The organism is Amphibacillus sp. MSJ-3, from assembly GCF_018919165.1.
In the GTDB taxonomy this organism is placed as follows: Bacteria; Bacillota; Bacilli; order Bacillales; family Amphibacillaceae; genus Amphibacillus.
In genome coordinates this window covers 134,419-151,779 of the sequence record NZ_JAHLQM010000001.1, presented here as the reverse complement: position 1 = coordinate 151,779, position 17,361 = coordinate 134,419, and the positions used below count along the sequence as shown (strand labels likewise).

Below are 17,361 nucleotides of genomic sequence, written 5' to 3'. Positions count from 1 at the left end.
GGACGTGGTGGTTTTAGTCTAACATTCTTTATTGCTCCACTACCGTGTCGCAATAAGGATTTTCGGATGCGTGGGGCTGGGACTTCGGTTACTCGTCCCATCGAAGACCGTTTACAGTTCCCGCTGGAGTCGCCACCCGACCTTCCAATCACTTGGTTGGCACTCTTGATAATGGATCATAAGAAAAAACACAAAAAGAAGAGATGAGAAGAAAGCTTTTAGAAGAAAAGACTGGCGAAACTTACGGTCAAGGTAAAATGGATCTTGGCCGTTCTTTTGGTTTTTGAAGGCTAACTTTGGTTTCACCCGTTTATCTTTAAGAGGTAAATCCAAAGTACATAGTGAAGAGGATTTGCGTTATTGGCTGTGAACTTAAGGAAATTCACGGCTAATAACTCTAAGACTTCAAACCACTACAAAAATGAAAATGGTTCTATTTACGAAAAAACGTAAATAGGCCCATTTTTTACCCAGGGAGACTATTTATGTCTCAGCTTCTTTTCTTTTAGCATTAATTAAGAATGTTTTTTACTAGGTTTGGAAATAATTTAAATGAACTTAAAATCATTTTGAGGATTGGGGTTTTATTCGATGCTGTGGTTGAGTATAATTGTTATCTTTTTAGTCATTGTCAGCATTCTTTTATTCTTTATACCATTAATTTTTCAGTGTTCATTACAAATAGATGAAGAAATTAATCTTGACTTAAAATGCAAATTAGGTTTTATTCCAATTTACTCAAAGGAGTATCGGTTTTTAATTTCGGAATTCTTTGATGACTATATCCAGCCCTATCTTGTTAAAAAGAATCAAAGAAGTCCTGTGATTATAAAAAAAATAAAACTCAAACAATTTAATTGGTCTTCGAAGATTGGATTTGAATATGCTAATGCAACTGCTCTTAGTATGAGTTTATTAATGATTATTAAGAGTATCATGGCTCAAATGTTAATTAGCTATTATGATCAACCATTGAATATTTCTTATCATGTAAATCCGGATTATCATCAACCTGGATTTGAAACAGATTGTCAATGTATCTTTTCAATTAAGGTGGGACAAGCTATCTATGTGAAATTAAAAGGTAATAATTGAAAAGGAGAATAAGAATGATGCAACAACATCCTATTGAAGGTCTCATGTCCGAAACAATGGAACAACTTAAACATATCATTGATGTAAAGACAATTATAGGTGATCCAATTCAAACACCTGATGGAAGTACGATCATACCAATTTCAAAAGTAGGTTTCGGCTTTGCTGCGGGGGGAAGTGAATTTTCAAATCAAAAGAAATCTGAACAAGAGCAAGATAGTGAAGAAGCCTCACTCCCTTTCGGCGGTGGAAGTGGTGGTGGTGTTTCAATTACACCTATCGCTTTTTTAATCACAAATAAACAAGGTAATGAAATCGTTCATTTACATGACAAAAATCACTTTTATGAAAAATTAGTTGATGTTGCACCACAGGCGGTAGAAAAAATTAAAGAAATTTTAGAAGAAAAGAAAAGTGAACAAGATAAATAGTCGCTTTTTGACATAACTTAACTAAGTTTAATTTGTTCAATTATCTAATATTAAATAACAGACTTTGGAGTATCGCTGAAAGATCAAGATCCAAAGTCTTTTTATCGTGGAGTAATTATTGGTAAAATCCCTTTGTCAATCACAAAACAGAAATATTTGATTGGACAGAAGGGCTTAATAGATAGAAAAAGACCGATTTGTTCATTTAACAGTGGTGAGTAAGGATCTTTTACATAGTCTATGCTATACTGTTATATTGGGTATGAAGGAGGGGTAAACTTGATTGAACATCATTTTAAACATTTGGATCAGTTAGTGGAGGAAGAAGCTAACCGAATCGATGGTAATTATTTAGACACACTTATTGATATTTTAAATCTGAAATTAATTGAAAGTGATATTAAAGAAGAAGCAATCGAGGATAAGACCTTAATTGATAAAGTCAAGCAATTAGAATTTGAAACATTAAAGAAGGATCAAGTGAGAAAAGTGATTGAATTAGCAATTCTTAAAGGGCTAAAAGATGGTGTCCAAAGTCAACATCTTATTACTCCAGATACGATTGCTAGTTATATGGTCTACATCATTGAAAAAGTATTTCATCGGCAAAAGGAAATTAGAATATTTGATCTTGTCTCTGGTTCAGGTAATCTCTTAACTGCTGTGATGAATCAATTAAACATGTCAATTTCAGCCTATGGAAGTGAAGTAGATCCGACTTTAATCGAACTTAGTCTACTAAGTGCAAGTTTACAAAAAAACCAGGTTGAATTTTTTCATCAGGATAGTATACAACCTTTCTTACTTGATCCAGTTGATTTAGTTATTGCTGATTTACCAGTTGGATATTACCCTGATGATGAACGGGCAAAATCCTTTAAAGTACATGTTGATCATAATCATACTTATGCTCATCATTTGTTGATAGAGCAAGGTTTAAAGTACACAAAAGAAGCAGGATTTTTAATATTTGTTATTCCTAATTCTCTTTTTAGCAGTGACCAAGCGCAAAAGCTACATATGCTTATTCATGAGACAGCACATGTAGTCGCTCTATTACAATTGCCTGCTTCCATTTTTAAATCTGAGCAAAATGCCAAAAGTCTATTCGTTTTACAAAAGAAGGGTGAGAAAACAACAGCTCCAAAAGAAGTTTTATTAGCTCAATTACCATCATTTAAGGATATTAAAGCAACAGAAAATATTGTAAATAAGATGAATCATTGGTTTGATCAGGCAGGCTATTAATTAACAATAATTATAATGAGCTGTTAAAAGTGAGGAAGGACTTGGTAAGTAATGCGAAACTTCAATCAGTGGAGATTAGGTCTACAGGACCTAGGTCATGCAGACCTTACCATAGGGCGTGCTAGGTTTAGTCTGCCTTCCTTCCTCATTCCCACTGACTGGGACTGGGACTGCGTTCACTCGTCCCACCGAAGAAATTTGCGTTTACTCGTCCCATCGAAGAGATTTTTGGTAATCGCCCGATCGGAAACATTTGTTACTAGGACAAGGGGATGCCCCCTAAAGGCCCTTGAACAAATTGGGCCCTTACTGTCAGTTGATCTCCCATTTACAATACCATTTTTAAGTCTTTTTTGAATATATTCTTTAAAAATTTGTTGTGATCTAGTTGCAATTTATGTCGTTTGTTCGTTAATATAGAAGAGGTATATAAATAGACTAAATAGGGAATTGAAAGGATTGAATTGTTTTGAGTAAAGTCATATCTATCAATGCTGGGAGCTCATCATTGAAATTTCAATTGATTGAGATGCCAGAGGAAACAGTTTTAGCCAAAGGATTAGTTGAGAGAATTGGAATTGATAATTCTGTTTTTACTTTAAAGTATGGTGATGAAGAAGATAAAATAACGACTGATATTCCGAACCATGGAAGAGCTGTTGAATTATTATTAGAACGTCTCCAAGCATCTGGTGTGATTGCATCACTAGACGAAATAGATGGGGTTGGTCACCGTGTTGTTCATGGGGGAGAAAAATTCAGTGATTCAGTTCTTGTGACAGATGAGGTCATAGTTGAAATTGAAAAAGTATCTGAATTAGCTCCATTGCATAATCCTGCAAATTTAACGGGTATAAGAGCATTCCAAGACATTCTACCTAATGTACCCGCAGTTGCAGTGTTTGATACGGCATTCCATCAATCGATGCCACCTGAATCATATTTATATAGTTTACCGTATGAGTATTATGAAGACTTTGGTATCCGTAAATATGGTTTCCACGGAACAAGTCATAAATATGTTTCTGAACGAGCAGCTGAAATGTTGGATCAACCATTAGATAAGCTTCGTTTAATCACTTGTCATATTGGTAATGGTGCAAGTATTGCCGCGGTTGAAAATGGTAAATCTATTGATACTACAATGGGATTCACACCATTAGAAGGTGTCACAATGGGAACTCGCTCAGGTAGTCTTGATCCAGCATTAATCCCATATATAATGGAGAAAACAGGTAAAGATGTTAATGAAGTTCTACACGTATTAAATAAGGAAAGTGGTATGTTAGCTTTATCTGGTTTCTCAAGTGATTTACGTGATATCGAAGAAAAGGCGAAACAAGGAAATGAACGTGCTGGTTTAGCGTTGAAGATCTTTGCTGATCGTATTCACCAATATATTGGTTCTTATGCTTCAAAAATGAGTGGTGTAGATGCTATCGTCTTTACTGCAGGTATTGGTGAAAATAGCTCATCTGTTAGAGAGCGCGTTTTGAACGGTTTAGAGTTTATGGGTGTTTATTGGGATCCTGTACTTAATGAGGTACAAGGTAAAGAAGCACAGATAAATTACCCTCATTCACCTGTAAAAGTCCTTGTTATCCCAACAAATGAGGAAGTTATGATTGCTCGAGACGTGTTGCGTTTAGCATTATAAACAAGGTTAAAAGTGATTGCTGTGTTAGTAAAAAAGAGAAAAACTGTATGAGCTATGCTTTCATGCAGTTTTTCTATTCTTAAAAGTTTCGTTTTTAGTTTACTTATAGGTTTTATAGATCAATGATTACTCAGTTTCCTTCTCTGCATCTTCTTCAGTTCGTACAACTAAAACATCACAAGGTGCATAACGGACAATATTCTCAGAAACACTTCCAATTAAGAAACGTTCAACAGCGTTTAGCCCAGTTGCACCACAGATAATTAAATCTGCTTCAAACATTTTGGCAACATGTTTAGGTATCCTTACTTTAGGTGAGCCATAATCAATATGTGTTTTGACACTATTTACACCTGCTTTTTCTGCCTGCACTCTGTAATCATCAAGTAATTTATTTGCATATCTTTCTGAGCGATTGATCATTGATTGATCATATGTTTCAGCGGTTGAAATTGTTTTAGTATCAACAACGTGTGCAATGATTAGCTCCGCATTATTACGTTTTGCTACTAGTACAGCCCTTTTAAAAGCTCTTAAAGAAGCTTGTGATCCATCAATTGCAACGACAATACGATCATAAACCTCTGCTAACATATCTACCACTCCTTTACTGTTTTTATATCATAATATACCACTAAAAGTAGATTTATAAACCTAAGCTCTTAACCAATTATATGAGTGGTTTGTAAGGGTTAGAAGCGGGTTTCTTAACTATTTCAACTGACAAAATTGATACTTTGCCTAAAGAACTGTATAATAACACTAATTATAAAAAATATAGTACAGATTAGATGGAAGGTGACAAACTTGGCCACTAAACATGAACAAATATTAACATATATTGAATCATTAAAGGTAGGTAGTAAGATTTCTGTCAGGCAGACCGCAAAAGATTTAAGTGTGAGTGAAGGAACAGCCTATCGTGCAATTAAAGAGGCAGAAAATCAAGGCTTAGTTAGTACGATTGAACGAGTAGGGACAATTAGAATTGAGCAGAAAAGGAAAGAGAATTTTGAACATTTAACTTTTGCTGAAATTATCGGAATTGTTGATGGGCAGGTATTAGGTGGGCGAGAGGGTTTACATAAAACACTTCATAAATTTGTTATTGGAGCGATGAAAAAAGATGCAATGCTCCGATATTTAGAGAAAGACTCATTATTGATCATTGGGAATAGAACAGAGGCACATCAAATTGCTCTTGAAGAAGGGGCAGCTGTATTAATTACTGGTGGCTTTGATACAGATGATCAAATCAAGCGACTTGCTGATGATTTAAAATTACCAATCATTTCAACGAGTTATGATACCTTTACTGTTGCAACAATGATTAATCGAGCAATCTATGATCAGTTAATTAAAAAGGAAATTGTTTTAGTTGGAGATATTTATACTCCTTTCGAAAAAACTTATTATTTAAATCGGACAGATACTCTGGCTAAATGGTATAGATTAAATGAACAAACATCTCATACTCGTTATCCGGTTGTAGATGACCAGGAACGGGTAGTTGGAATTATAACTTCAAAAGATGTAATCGGTAAAAGTCAAGATACAGTTGTAGAGAAAGTAATGACAAAAGCACCGATGACGGTTTTTGAAGAAACATCACTTGCATATGCTGCTCATATGATGATTTGGGAAGCAATTGAGCTGGTTCCAGTGGTTAGCCAAAATCATCATCTTATTGGATTGATATCAAGGCAAGATGTATTAAAGGCACTCCAGCATGTTCAGCGTCAACCTCAAGTAGGGGAGACAATTGATGATATTGTAACAAGTGGTTTAATAATGGAACAAGAAGGGTCAGCCTGTAAATTTAGATCCCAAATTACACCACAGATGACAAATTCATTAGGCACCCTATCCAATGGTGTTTTTATCTCGTTCATTACGGAAGTAAGTAGTCGGGTTATGGCTCATATGAAAAAAGGGGACTTAGTCGCTGAAAATATTTCTGTTTATTTTATTAAGCCTGTTCAAATTGAAAATACGATTGATCTTATTCCTAAAGTTCTTGAAATTGGAAGAAAATCAGTCAAAATTGATATAGAAGTTTTTCACGGAAAGGATATCGTAGGTAAAGCAGTTTTGATCGGTCAACTTATTGATCGGTATTAATTGGAGAGGAAGATAAAATAGAAATGGATATTTTAGCATTAATATTTAAAAAAATAGGTGCATATGATCGGATTATTATTCACCGTCATGTCAGACCAGATTTAGATGCATTCGGCTCACAGGTTGGGTTAGCTGAATGGATTAGATTTAAATTTCCAGATAAAGAAGTACATTGTGTTGGGGAAAATAGCGATTCACTTAGCTATCTAGCAACAATGGATGTGATTGAAGATCAAGATTATACAGATGCTCTTGTTATTATATGTGATACAGCCAATAGTCCACGTATAGATGATCAGCGTTACTCATTAGGAAAAGAGACGATCAAAATTGACCACCATCCAATCGTTGATCAATATGGGGACATAAATTGGGTGGATACGGGGGCGAGTTCAACTTCTGAGATGATCTATCGGTTAATTGCTCATCATACAGATTCAGATTCGGAAATGACTACTGATGTCGCGCGTTTGCTATATGCTGGTATTGTTGGTGATACAGGGCGCTTCTTATATTCAAGTACAACAGCTCAAACATTTGAAATTGCTTCAAAACTTGTTAAATATCCATTTGATCGAGCAGCTATTCACCAAAATATGTATGAACTTACACCATCACTTGCAAAATTAAAAGGTTATTTGCTCAATCAATTTACAGTTAATGATGCGGGTGTTTGTAGCATTAAATTGACAAGGGAAATTTTAAATAAATATCAAGTGACTGTAGAACAGACTAATGCTCTTGTTCATGTTTATGCGGACATCAAGGGGGTTAAATGTTGGGCAATGTTTGTGGAAGAAGACCATCAAATTCGGGTTCGGATTCGATCTAAAGAAGTGACGATTAATGGAGTAGCTGCTCAATTTAATGGTGGTGGACATCCATTTGCATCTGGTGCGACTGTAAGTAATTGGGATGAAGCAGATCAACTTGTTCATGCTTTAACAGAAGTCTGCCAACAATAAATGATTCACTTTGCCCGACCTCAACTGGCCGTAAGCTTCCAGATTGGAAATTAAGGAAACTAAGATGATTCTCTGTCCGCAAACGTCCAGTAAAGGTCCGACTGGCTCATCTATCATTAATATTTGGTGGAGCGTGTAAGTGGCAATGTCCTCGTAAGGTCAAGGAATCCTAGCTCCAGTCTCATTTAGTGGGAGGAGGGCCCCCACTAAATGAAGATTCACTTTGCCCGACCTCAACTGGCCGTAAGCTTCCAGATTGGAAATTAAGGAAACTAAGATGATTCTCTGTCTGCAAACGTCCAGTAAAGGTCCGACTGTATATATTTTGAGTGACGAGTAACTTCAGTCCTAGTTCCAGCTTTATATATTATAAATATCGATAGAGTAGAAGTAACCCTTAGTCGAACCTTCTTCATTTTTAGGTTTCTCTTTACCGATTAATATCAAGTTCAACATGGATTTCGCTATGTTCATTAATAAATAGATGTTTAATTGTAGCTTGATATGAAAAATCATTTATTTTAAATGTTTTATTTTCAATCATCTTTATCAATAAAGGATAATGGTCGTTAAAGGTGCTCACTTCTTTCCCTAATATATCACTTACTTCTTCTTTAATTAATTCTTCAAGTTCATGTAGGGTAAAGCGATCTAGCTTAAAGGTTTCAGCATTCGTAATGATAATATTTACGGAATGAATGAGTAATTTTTGTTGATATTTTTGATTTAAATCAGACATGTTTTCTTCTAGTGTTCGGTAGGAAAGTTGGAGTTCCTGTTTCTCTGTACGTAATTGTAAGTTTTCTTCAATTCGCTTTTCCATTAGTTGGCCGTACATATAGATGAAAATAAAGTATCCAAGGATGCCACCGATAAAGATCCCAACAAATAGTCTTTGCCAACCTTTACGTTTATAATATGATGGGAAATGCATTAACTTAATTCCTCTTGAATAAGCCACTCAATAATTAGTAAGGCAACTTGGACGCCACCCATGGCAGAGACGATAATAATAATTTGTTTTACAATATCAATCGTCGAACCCTCCATAATCCCGCGCTCAAAATTAGAAATTACGTCAAAGGTACCTCCGATTGCAGCGACTATAGCCCAAATACGAAGGCTTTTTGCTATTCTTCCCATTGAAGTTAAAGGTGGCTCACCACTTGCAAATGCCCCAATACTTCCGATAAATGCCCCACCGATAAGAACACCCATAGCAAGAAAAAAACACTGAATGATCGTAGCGAAAAAACGTTCCTCCATTTTTTTACTCCCTTTACAAGAAAAATTTTTAATTCATTCATAAGTGTTTATCGCAGATTAATTGACTGGAAACTTTTATACACGCTTAATTATTTGAATTAGATCTGTTATTTTGGCAGAAGTTATTTCCGGTAAATATTAGATGAATTAATTAAAATTCTAATTTTAATTTAGAAGAAAACCTAAAAGTTTTACTTATGTTAATCTATGATTTAATCGGATCATCTATGTTTTATTTTTCAAATAGTTGATTAATCAGCTATAATAGACTCTAGTTACTTATTAAGGAAGGAGGCATGCAGATTGTCGTTTGTTCATTTACAAGTTAAAAGCGGTTATACATTTATGAATAGTACAATAAAAATTGATCAACTGATTAAAAAGGCAAAACGAGAGGGTATGTCAGCTGTAGCCTTGACAGATCAAAACGTCTTACATGGAGCCATTGAATTTTACCTGGCTTGTCAAGCAGAGGGGATTACACCGATTATTGGGATGGAGACAACAGTTGAAGTTAAAGATCAATTAAATCAAGTCATTGTGCTAGCTAAAAACAATAATGGCTATCGGGCGCTAATGCAGATAAGTTCAATTATTCAGACCTCTGAACTCCCTAAAATACCGTTGAAGCAATTTAATGACATATTAACCGATTGTCTGGTGATCTTACCAATACAGACAACAAATTTAAATGAGTATGTAAAAAATAATGATCAAGAAGCTATAAATGAATTTATGCATTTATGGCCAGATAAATCATTAATTGGTTTGACTCGCTTTGAACTTGACTTTTTCACGGCATTAAATGAACTATCACTTTCTATGGTTGCTTTAGGAGATGTTTATTATTTAGAACAAACAGATCAGCAAGCTTATTTCTATCTACGAGCGATTGATAAAAAGAATAATTTAAAAGTAAATAAGGAGCAATCCTCACATCATTTTTTTACAAAAGAAGAAGCATTTACTTATTTTAGAGATTATCCAGGGCTGATTGATCAGACTGTTAAAATAGCTAATGCATGTCAATTGAAGCTAACCTTTGACCAGCAACTTTTGCCACGGTATCCATTGGAAGAAGGCCAAGACGCTTCGTTTTATTTACAGGAATTATGCGAGCAAGCTTTAACTGAGAGATACCCTGATTCACGCTATCAGCAAGCTAAAGTAAGATTAGAGTATGAATTATCGATTATTAACCAAATGAATTTTAACGATTATTTCTTAATTGTTTGGGATTTTGTTCGTTATGCGAAATCACATGATATTTTGGTAGGTCCAGGTCGGGGTTCTGCTGCTGGTTCATTAGTTGCTTATTTATTAGAAATTACCAATATTGACCCCATAAAATATGAGCTCCTGTTTGAACGCTTTCTAAACCCTGAGAGAATTTCCATGCCAGATATTGATATTGATTTCTCTGATTATCGGAGAAATGAAGTGATTGATTATGTAAAAGAAAAATATGGAGATCAATTTGTTGCGCAAATTGGGACCTTCGGAACATTTAAAATACGTTCAACGATTCGGGAACTTGCAAAAGTATTTGAATTATCAAATGAGGATTTAACCTTTATCTTGAATGAAATTCCTAGCCAGGGAGTCCAAACGATTGCTCAAGCAATCAAAAGCTCGCAAACTTTATTAGATTATATAAAACAAAATGAATATTTACAGAATTTCTTTAAAATAGCAAACCAAATTGAAGGCTTGCCGAGAAATATGTCCACCCACGCTGCTGGTGTCATTATTCATGATCAAGTACTAACGGAATTTGTGCCACTTATTTCAGATGGATCAGGGAATCTCTTAACACAATATGCGATGACTGACATAGAGAAAATTGGTTTGTTAAAAATAGACTTTCTAGGTTTACGTAATTTAACAACAATTGAAAGAATTTTAAAAATGATCACACGATACGAGCATGTGACAATAGATTTAAATAAAATTTCATTAAATGATCAGGCCACTTTCTTACTGTTTCAAGAAGGTAAAACTAATGGTATCTTCCAATTTGAATCACAAGGGATGAAAAATGTATTAAAAAACTTAAAGCCAAATACGTTTGAAGAGGTAGTAGCTGTTAATGCATTATACCGTCCTGGTCCGATGGATTTTATTGATACCTATATTAGACGTAAACATCAGATAGAAGAGGTGTCTTATGTTCATCAAGACCTAAAGCCCATTCTTTCATCAACATATGGTGTCCTCATCTATCAGGAGCAAATCATGCAGCTTGCTCATCACTTTGCGGGGCTAAATTTAGGTAAAGCAGATTTATTACGCCGAGCTGTTAGTAAGAAAAACCGAATAGAAATTGAAGAATTGAAGCAACAATTTATTGAAGGATGTTTAGCTAAAGGCTATTCATCAGACGTTGCAGAAGAGGTGTTTTCTTGGATTATTCGATTTGCTAATTATGGATTTAATCGTAGTCATGCTGTAGCTTATAGCATGATTGCCTATTATCTAGCTTATCTTAAAGCTAATTATCCTGTTTATTTTTTAACTGAATTATTAAATACAGTGACGGGTGAAAAAGATAAATTAGCTCAATATATTAAAGAAGCTAAGCAACAACAGATAAAAATATTAGCACCAACGATTAATAAGAGTCATTATTACTTCCAACCTGAAAATGGTAAAATCCGAATGGGATTATCATCAATTAAAGGCATAAGTTATCCGGTTGTAAACGAAATTATTCAGGAAAGAAGAAATGGCTCATTTAAAAGCATATTTGATTTTTGCTTGAGGGTTTCAATGAAGGTTGTCAAGCGAGCAACAATTGAAACTTTAGTGTTAGCGGGTGTTTTTGATGAATTTGGGGTTGAACGCGCATCTATTTTAGCATCGATCGATCAAGCAATTGAGCAAGGTGAGTTATTTGGTGGCCTAGGTGATCAAAAAAGTTTATTCGGTGATCGCCTAAATCTAGAGGATAGTTATCGAGAGGTTGAACCTTTTGATTTACTTGAAAAGCTTAATTATGAAAAAGATTTGTTGGGTTTATATGTGTCAGATCATCCGCTTGAGATGAATAGACGTAAATTAAGATCGAATGGAATTATGGACTTTATCTATTTTTATCAAAATAATCAAATTAAAAATATAGCTTTTTCAGGACTTGTTCAAAGTATAAAAGTCATTCGAACAAAACGCGGGGAATCAATGGCTTTTGTTCAATTTATGGATGAGCATTTAGAAGTTGAAGGTGTTGTATTTCCAAACTTATATCGGGATGTTAAACCATGGCTTGAAGAGCAGATGTTTGTGATTATTAAAGGGAAGAAAGAGTTGCGCCATGGGAAAGCACAGCTCATTGTTCAAGAAATTTCCCCATTAAATTTAACCGAATTAGCAACTGCTAATGAGTATCAACGACGTTTGTTTATTAAGGTTGATCATAGTAATCAATTGGATTCTATTTTAGTTACGCTGGGGCAACTAGCAAAGAGCTATCCTGGTTCTACTCCCGTTTTAGTTCATCAAGCAGATGTAAATAAAACTTTTATATTAGCTGAACAATATAACTTGTCTGATCGCTATCCGGTAATAGAATTATTAAGAAAAAGCTTTGGCCAAGAGAATGTCGTGCTAAAGTAAAATACCGTCATGTATCGTTATGTCTTTTACTAAAGGGGAGTCAATCTATGCTAATGGTATAGAGTAGTATACTGTTTTTCCCAAAAAGTATACTGTTGTTATTTACACCTGGTACTAATTTGATATAATGAAGAGGTTAATTATCCAAACAGATTTTTTCACTTACAATTGTGGTTAGATAGAAGGATGAATAAAGTGAAACTTTTCAATCAGTGGGGGTGCCTGGGACTGAGACTGGGATTTGCGGTTACTCGTCCTAGCGATCATTCTTAGTTTCCTTCGAATGCTTGAAGCGGGAGTCTTACTGATAGTTACATTGCGATAAAAGTGTGTGGTAGTTAACATTGCTATGCGTCAAGCCTTGTTTTGGTAAAAAATAAGAATAGACCTATTCTTATGATGGACGTGTTTTGACCCCCTTTAGAAATGTGATTGTATGTTCCAATAGGACTTTTCCTTAATAACAGCAATACTGATACATCATATATATTGAAAGTTCAAGCTGTTACTACTTTATGTCAGATTTTCTAAAATAATATCTTGGAAGTAGTTAGAAGTCATTTATTCTAGTACCTTATTTTCTGATGACATTAACATTCTGCAATAGGTCCTAATTAATTTAGCCAGTAATTGTTTAGAAAAACGGGGAGCTTTTATGATTAAAAATTTTAATAAATATAGTTTTGATAACAAGGAAGGTGCGGATTCGATTGATGACATTAAAGGAACAGGCTTTAAACATGCATGAGGTGAATGAAGGGAAGTTGACAGTTGAGGCAAAAGTGCCTGTAACTAACGAGGAAGAGCTTAGTCTCGCTTATTCACCTGGTGTTGCAGAACCATGCCTAGAAATAAAGAAGGACTCTAATCATGCCTATCGTTACACGATGAAAGGTCATATGGTTGGGATTGTCTCGGATGGCTCTGCAGTTCTAGGGTTGGGTAATATTGGTGCACAAGCAGCTTTACCCGTTATGGAAGGAAAGGCTGTGTTATTTAAGAACTTTGCCGATATTGATGCTTTTCCAATCTGTTTGGATACACAAGAGCCAAATAAAATTGTTGAAACTGTACAATTACTCGCACCAAATTTTGGTGGTATTAATCTTGAAGATATCGCAGCTCCTAACTGTTTTATTATTGAAGAGCGCCTGAAGGAATTATTAGATATTCCTGTTTTTCATGATGATCAGCATGGAACGGCAATTGTAACAGTTGCTGGGCTTGTCAATGCACTTAAATTGATAAATAAAGATATCTCTTCAATTAAAGTGGTTGTTAATGGTGCAGGTGCGGCAGGAATTGCAATTGTTAAATTATTAAATCTTTTTGGTGTTAGTGATATGATATTATGTGATTCGCACGGTGCGATTTATCCAGGGCGAGATATTGGAATGAATCAAGTTAAAGAAGAAGCCGCCAAGATTACAAATAAGAAAAAAGCAAAGGGAGATTTGAGGACGGTTATTGCTGATGCAGACGTATTTATTGGGGTTTCCTTAGCAAATTTAGTTGATCAAGAGATGATCCGATCAATGAAAGAAGATCCAATTATTTTTGCAATGGCAAATCCTAATCCAGAAATCATGCCAGAGCTTGCTATTGAAGCAGGGGCAAGAATTGTTGGCACAGGCCGATCAGATTATCCAAATCAAATAAATAATGTTCTAGCTTTTCCAGGGATATTCAAAGGGGCATTATCAGTGAGAGCAAGGGAGATTAATGAACAGATGAAAGTTGCTGCTGTTCACGCGATTGCTGGTCTTATTGCTGAAGAAGATTTAACTGAATCTTATATCATACCGAATCCTTTCGATGATCGTGTAGCTGAAGCTGTATCGCATGCTGTAGCTAAAGCTGCTCAAGACTCGGGTGTTGCTTCATACTTATCTTAAGCAATATTTTATAGTTGTTTTGAAATATAAGATGGATCAAGATAGGGGGACTAACGATGCAAATTAAGCGTATTTTTACTATAAAGAAGAAATATGCAACGATACCAACGGAGAAGGCAAAACAGGATATTCCTGAAGGATTGGTGGTAAAGTGTCTTCAATGTTCGAAGATTTTCTATGAGAAAGAGTGGAAGAACAATCTGCATGTCTGTCCATCCTGTGGCGCACATCATAAAATGACTGCTATGGAAAGAATAAATAGCATTGTTGACGATGGAAGCTTTGAAGAATGGGATGCAAACCTGGAAACAAATAATCCGCTTGATTTTCCTGACTATGAGAAAAAATTAAAAATGGACCAAAAGAAAACTGGCCTAAAGGATGCAGTTGTTAGCGGTAAAGGTAAAATAAATCAAATTGAAACTGCCCTTGTTGTTATGGATCCTTTTTTTCGAATGGCTAGTATGGGAGCGGTTGTTGGAGAAAAAATAACACGGGCACTAGAGCGAGCAAAAGAGGAACAGCTACCAATTATTATTTTTACCGCATCCGGCGGTGCTAGAATGCAAGAAGGGATGATCAGTCTGATGCAGATGGCAAAAACTTCAATGGCTGTTGAACGATTCGATCAAGCGGGCGGTTGTATGATCGTTGTAATGACGAATCCAACAACAGGTGGTGTAACAGCTAGTTTTGCATCGATAGGTGATTATCACTTTGCTGAGCCCCATGCTTTGATCGGCTTTGCAGGTAGACGAATTATTGAACAAACGATTCGCGAACAACTACCTGAAGATTTCCAAACGGCAGAATTTCAGTTAGAACATGGTCAAATTGATCGAATCGTGAAACGATCAGAATTAAAGCAGATATTAACAACTGTACTTGATCTACATCAATCAGGGGGCTTTTAAGTATGAAATATATCCTTGAATTTGAGAAGCCAATTTTTGAATTGAAAGAGAAAATATCTGATTTAAAAAAGATGGCTCTCGAGAGCGATTTAGATTTAGAAGAAGACATTTTGAAACTAGAAACGAGATTAGGAAAATTAGAAACAGATATTTATGAACATTTAAGTCCATGGGATCGTGTTCAAATTGCAAGACATCCTGAGCGTCCGACTGCAATGGATTATATTGAACATTTATTCACAGACTTTATCGAGTTACACGGCGATCGACTTTTTCATGATGATCCAGCAATTATAACAGGGATTGCAAAATATAAGGGGCAACCCGTTACCGTAATTGGTCAACAGAGAGGCAAGAATACGAAAGAGAATATTTATCGTAACTTTGCCAGTGCCCATCCAGAAGGATATCGAAAAGCATTACGCCAAATGAAATTAGCAGAGAAATTTAATCGTCCGATTATTTCTCTAATTGATACAAAAGGGGCGCATCCAGGAAAAGGCGCAGAGGAAAGAGGACAGGGAGAGGCCATCGCACGAAATTTAAAGGTTATGTCACAATTAACTGTACCCAGTATTTCTATTGTGATTGGCGAAGGAGGAAGTGGTGGTGCTTTAGGTATTGGTTTAACAGATCATATCTATATGCTGGAAAACTCCATTTACTCAGTTATTTCTCCTGAAGGAGCAGCCAGCATCTTGTGGAAGGATGCATCGAAGGCAAAACTTGCAGCGGAATCTTTAAAATTAAATGCAGATGAGTTAAAACGGTTAAATATTATTGATGATATTATTCCAGAGCCAAGAGGTGGGGCACATCGCGACTTTTCAATGCAAGTTGCCTATATGGATGTTCATATAAGAAAGTCATTAAATTATTTGCGTAACTTGCCAGTTGAAACGCTAATAGAAAACCGCTGGAATAAGTATAAAGATATTGGTGGTTTCTAGGACAGGTTCGCTTATAAGGGGTGCATTTTTTAAAATAAACATAATATGTTAGTAAAATTATTTAATTTTCCCCTTGAAATTGCATTTATAAGGTGAGATTTTCTTCGCGATCATGTATAATCTTAATTGATATTATATTAGAATATATTTATGCTACTATGTTAAGCTAGTATAGTGTAGATTTCGGATTGAGGTGAATTTTCATGAAAAAGATTGGTGTTTTGACAAGTGGTGGTGATGCCCCAGGTATGAACGCTGCAATTCGTGCTGTCGTGAGAAAGGGAATTTATCATGGACTAGAGGTCTATGGGATTTCCAATGGGTTCCAGGGGTTAATGGAAGGTAAGATGAAAAGGATGGAGTTGGGATCTGTTGGTGACATCATTCACCGTGGTGGAACAATGTTATTCTCGGCTCGCTCTGAAAATTTTAAAACAGACGAAGGGCAAGAACTAGCGATTGAACAACTAAAAAAGGTTGGAATTGAGGGATTAGTTGTTCTCGGTGGTGATGGTTCGTTCCAAGGCGCTGCGAAATTAACAGCTAAAGGAATCCCATGTGTTGGTATTCCATGTACGATTGATAATGATATATCAGGAACTGATTTTACTGTTGGATTTGATACAGCATTAAATACAATCATTGAAGCTACCGATAAAATAAGAGACACAGCAACTTCTCATGAGCGTACATATGTGATTGAAGTCATGGGACGTGATGCTGGCGATCTTGCTTTATGGTCTGGGTTAGCAAATGGTGCTGAAAGTGTTATTATTCCAGAACGAAATGAACCTTTTGAGAAAATAATTGAACGCTTGCAAAGAGGACATGCTCGAGGTAAAAAGCATAGTATTATTATATTAGCAGAAGGTGTAGGAAGCGGCATTGAGTTAGGAAAGAGAATTGAGGAAACATCTAAGCTTGAAACACGTGTCACTGTATTAGGACATATTCAACGTGGTGGACAACCAACAGGCTTTGATAGGGTTCTTGCAAGTCGACTTGGTGCAAAAGCAGTAGATATGTTGTTAGATGGTGAATCAGGAATTATGGTTGGTATTCAAAATAACCAACTGACACATCATAACATTGAAAGTGTCCTTAATACACCACATAACCTTGATATGAACTTATATGAGTTAGTGGGAGAACTATCTATCTAATTTAAATAGATATTATAGTGTTTTATATTATGAAGGAGGAAAAG

Annotated in this window: 14 protein-coding genes and 1 pseudogene; 12 read left to right on the top strand and 3 right to left on the bottom strand. The window is 35.5% G+C overall.

Features of this window, described 5'->3' with window-relative positions; translation table 11 throughout:
• Positions 1 to 191: 191 nt before the first annotated feature.
• The 5 genes and pseudogenes from KQI76_RS11655 to KQI76_RS00685 all read left to right on the top strand — a co-directional run.
• A pseudogene (locus tag KQI76_RS11655) lies at positions 192 to 453 on the top strand (IS5/IS1182 family transposase); the annotation flags it as partial.
• Positions 454 to 591: 138 nt separating this feature from the next.
• On the top strand, positions 592 to 1,095 hold the full coding sequence (locus tag KQI76_RS00700; RefSeq protein WP_216398379.1) for a hypothetical protein: 504 nt from the start codon (positions 592 to 594) through the stop codon (positions 1,093 to 1,095).
• Between the two features lie 17 nt (positions 1,096 to 1,112).
• A complete protein-coding gene (gene ytfJ / locus KQI76_RS00695) occupies positions 1,113 to 1,526 on the top strand; it encodes a GerW family sporulation protein (RefSeq protein WP_216398378.1) in 414 nt (137 codons plus the stop codon).
• 279 nt (positions 1,527 to 1,805) lie between these two features.
• Positions 1,806 to 2,774, top strand: coding sequence for a class I SAM-dependent methyltransferase (locus KQI76_RS00690; RefSeq protein ID WP_216398377.1), 969 nt, complete (start codon positions 1,806 to 1,808; stop codon positions 2,772 to 2,774).
• A 469-nt stretch (positions 2,775 to 3,243) separates the two neighbouring features.
• Entirely contained in the window at positions 3,244 to 4,431 is a 1,188-nt protein-coding gene (locus KQI76_RS00685) for an acetate kinase (protein ID WP_216398376.1), read from the top strand.
• Between the two features lie 126 nt (positions 4,432 to 4,557).
• On the opposite strand, the gene KQI76_RS00680 is transcribed toward KQI76_RS00685, so the two are convergent.
• Positions 4,558 to 5,025 carry a universal stress protein gene (locus KQI76_RS00680; RefSeq protein ID WP_216398375.1) on the bottom strand — a complete coding sequence of 156 codons (468 nt, stop codon included), beginning with the start codon at positions 5,023 to 5,025 and terminating at the stop codon, positions 4,558 to 4,560.
• A gap of 213 nt (positions 5,026 to 5,238) precedes the next feature.
• On the opposite strand from KQI76_RS00680, the gene KQI76_RS00675 reads away from it, so the two are divergent.
• Positions 5,239 to 6,552, top strand: coding sequence for a DRTGG domain-containing protein (locus KQI76_RS00675; protein ID WP_216398374.1), 1,314 nt, complete (start codon positions 5,239 to 5,241; stop codon positions 6,550 to 6,552).
• Between the two features lie 23 nt (positions 6,553 to 6,575).
• Positions 6,576 to 7,517 (top strand): DHH family phosphoesterase, encoded by a 942-nt coding sequence (locus KQI76_RS00670; RefSeq protein WP_216398373.1) that lies wholly within the window; start codon positions 6,576 to 6,578, stop codon positions 7,515 to 7,517.
• Positions 7,518 to 7,947: 430 nt separating this feature from the next.
• On the opposite strand, the gene ytrI is transcribed toward KQI76_RS00670, so the two are convergent.
• On the bottom strand, positions 7,948 to 8,451 hold the full coding sequence (ytrI, locus tag KQI76_RS00665) for a sporulation membrane protein YtrI (protein WP_216398372.1): 504 nt from the start codon (positions 8,449 to 8,451) through the stop codon (positions 7,948 to 7,950).
• Positions 8,451 to 8,783 (bottom strand): sporulation membrane protein YtrH, encoded by a 333-nt coding sequence (gene ytrH, locus KQI76_RS00660; RefSeq protein ID WP_216398371.1) that lies wholly within the window; start codon positions 8,781 to 8,783, stop codon positions 8,451 to 8,453. Before ytrH ends, ytrI begins: the two co-directional genes overlap by 1 nt.
• A gap of 303 nt (positions 8,784 to 9,086) precedes the next feature.
• Here ytrH and dnaE point away from each other — a divergent pair, with 303 nt between their 5' ends.
• The 5 genes from dnaE (at position 9,087) to pfkA (ending at position 17,317) form a co-directional block, all read left to right on the top strand.
• Complete coding sequence (dnaE, locus tag KQI76_RS00655) at positions 9,087 to 12,395, top strand: DNA polymerase III subunit alpha (protein WP_216398370.1); 3,309 nt, start codon at positions 9,087 to 9,089, stop codon at positions 12,393 to 12,395.
• A 713-nt stretch (positions 12,396 to 13,108) separates the two neighbouring features.
• Positions 13,109 to 14,290 carry an NAD(P)-dependent malic enzyme gene (locus KQI76_RS00650; protein ID WP_216398421.1) on the top strand — a complete coding sequence of 394 codons (1,182 nt, stop codon included), beginning with the start codon at positions 13,109 to 13,111 and terminating at the stop codon, positions 14,288 to 14,290.
• A 56-nt stretch (positions 14,291 to 14,346) separates the two neighbouring features.
• Positions 14,347 to 15,204: an acetyl-CoA carboxylase, carboxyltransferase subunit beta gene (gene accD, locus KQI76_RS00645; protein WP_216398369.1), complete on the top strand. Its 858-nt coding sequence runs from the start codon at positions 14,347 to 14,349 to the stop codon at positions 15,202 to 15,204.
• A 2-nt stretch (positions 15,205 to 15,206) separates the two neighbouring features.
• A complete protein-coding gene (locus KQI76_RS00640) occupies positions 15,207 to 16,154 on the top strand; it encodes an acetyl-CoA carboxylase carboxyltransferase subunit alpha (RefSeq protein WP_216398368.1) in 948 nt (315 codons plus the stop codon).
• 203 nt (positions 16,155 to 16,357) lie between these two features.
• Entirely contained in the window at positions 16,358 to 17,317 is a 960-nt protein-coding gene (gene pfkA / locus KQI76_RS00635; protein WP_216398367.1) for a 6-phosphofructokinase, read from the top strand.
• Positions 17,318 to 17,361: the final 44 nt, after the last annotated feature.

What these genes read in the sequence shown, in the direction of transcription:
- accD (WP_216398369.1), top strand. Translation starts at nt 14,347, where the DNA reads ATGCAAATTAAGCGTATTTTTACTATAAAGAAGAAATATGCAACGATA.
- KQI76_RS00670 (WP_216398373.1), top strand. Translation starts at nt 6,576, where the DNA reads ATGGATATTTTAGCATTAATATTTAAAAAAATAGGTGCATATGATCGG.
- pfkA (WP_216398367.1), top strand. Translation starts at nt 16,358, where the DNA reads ATGAAAAAGATTGGTGTTTTGACAAGTGGTGGTGATGCCCCAGGTATG.
- ytfJ (WP_216398378.1), top strand. Translation starts at nt 1,113, where the DNA reads ATGCAACAACATCCTATTGAAGGTCTCATGTCCGAAACAATGGAACAA.
- ytrI (WP_216398372.1), bottom strand. Translation starts at nt 8,451, where the DNA reads ATGCATTTCCCATCATATTATAAACGTAAAGGTTGGCAAAGACTATTT.
- ytrH (WP_216398371.1), bottom strand. Translation starts at nt 8,783, where the DNA reads ATGGAGGAACGTTTTTTCGCTACGATCATTCAGTGTTTTTTTCTTGCT.
- KQI76_RS00680 (WP_216398375.1), bottom strand. Translation starts at nt 5,025, where the DNA reads ATGTTAGCAGAGGTTTATGATCGTATTGTCGTTGCAATTGATGGATCA.
- KQI76_RS00640 (WP_216398368.1), top strand. Translation starts at nt 15,207, where the DNA reads ATGAAATATATCCTTGAATTTGAGAAGCCAATTTTTGAATTGAAAGAG.
- KQI76_RS00700 (WP_216398379.1), top strand. Translation starts at nt 592, where the DNA reads ATGCTGTGGTTGAGTATAATTGTTATCTTTTTAGTCATTGTCAGCATT.
- KQI76_RS00650 (WP_216398421.1), top strand. Translation starts at nt 13,109, where the DNA reads ATGACATTAAAGGAACAGGCTTTAAACATGCATGAGGTGAATGAAGGG.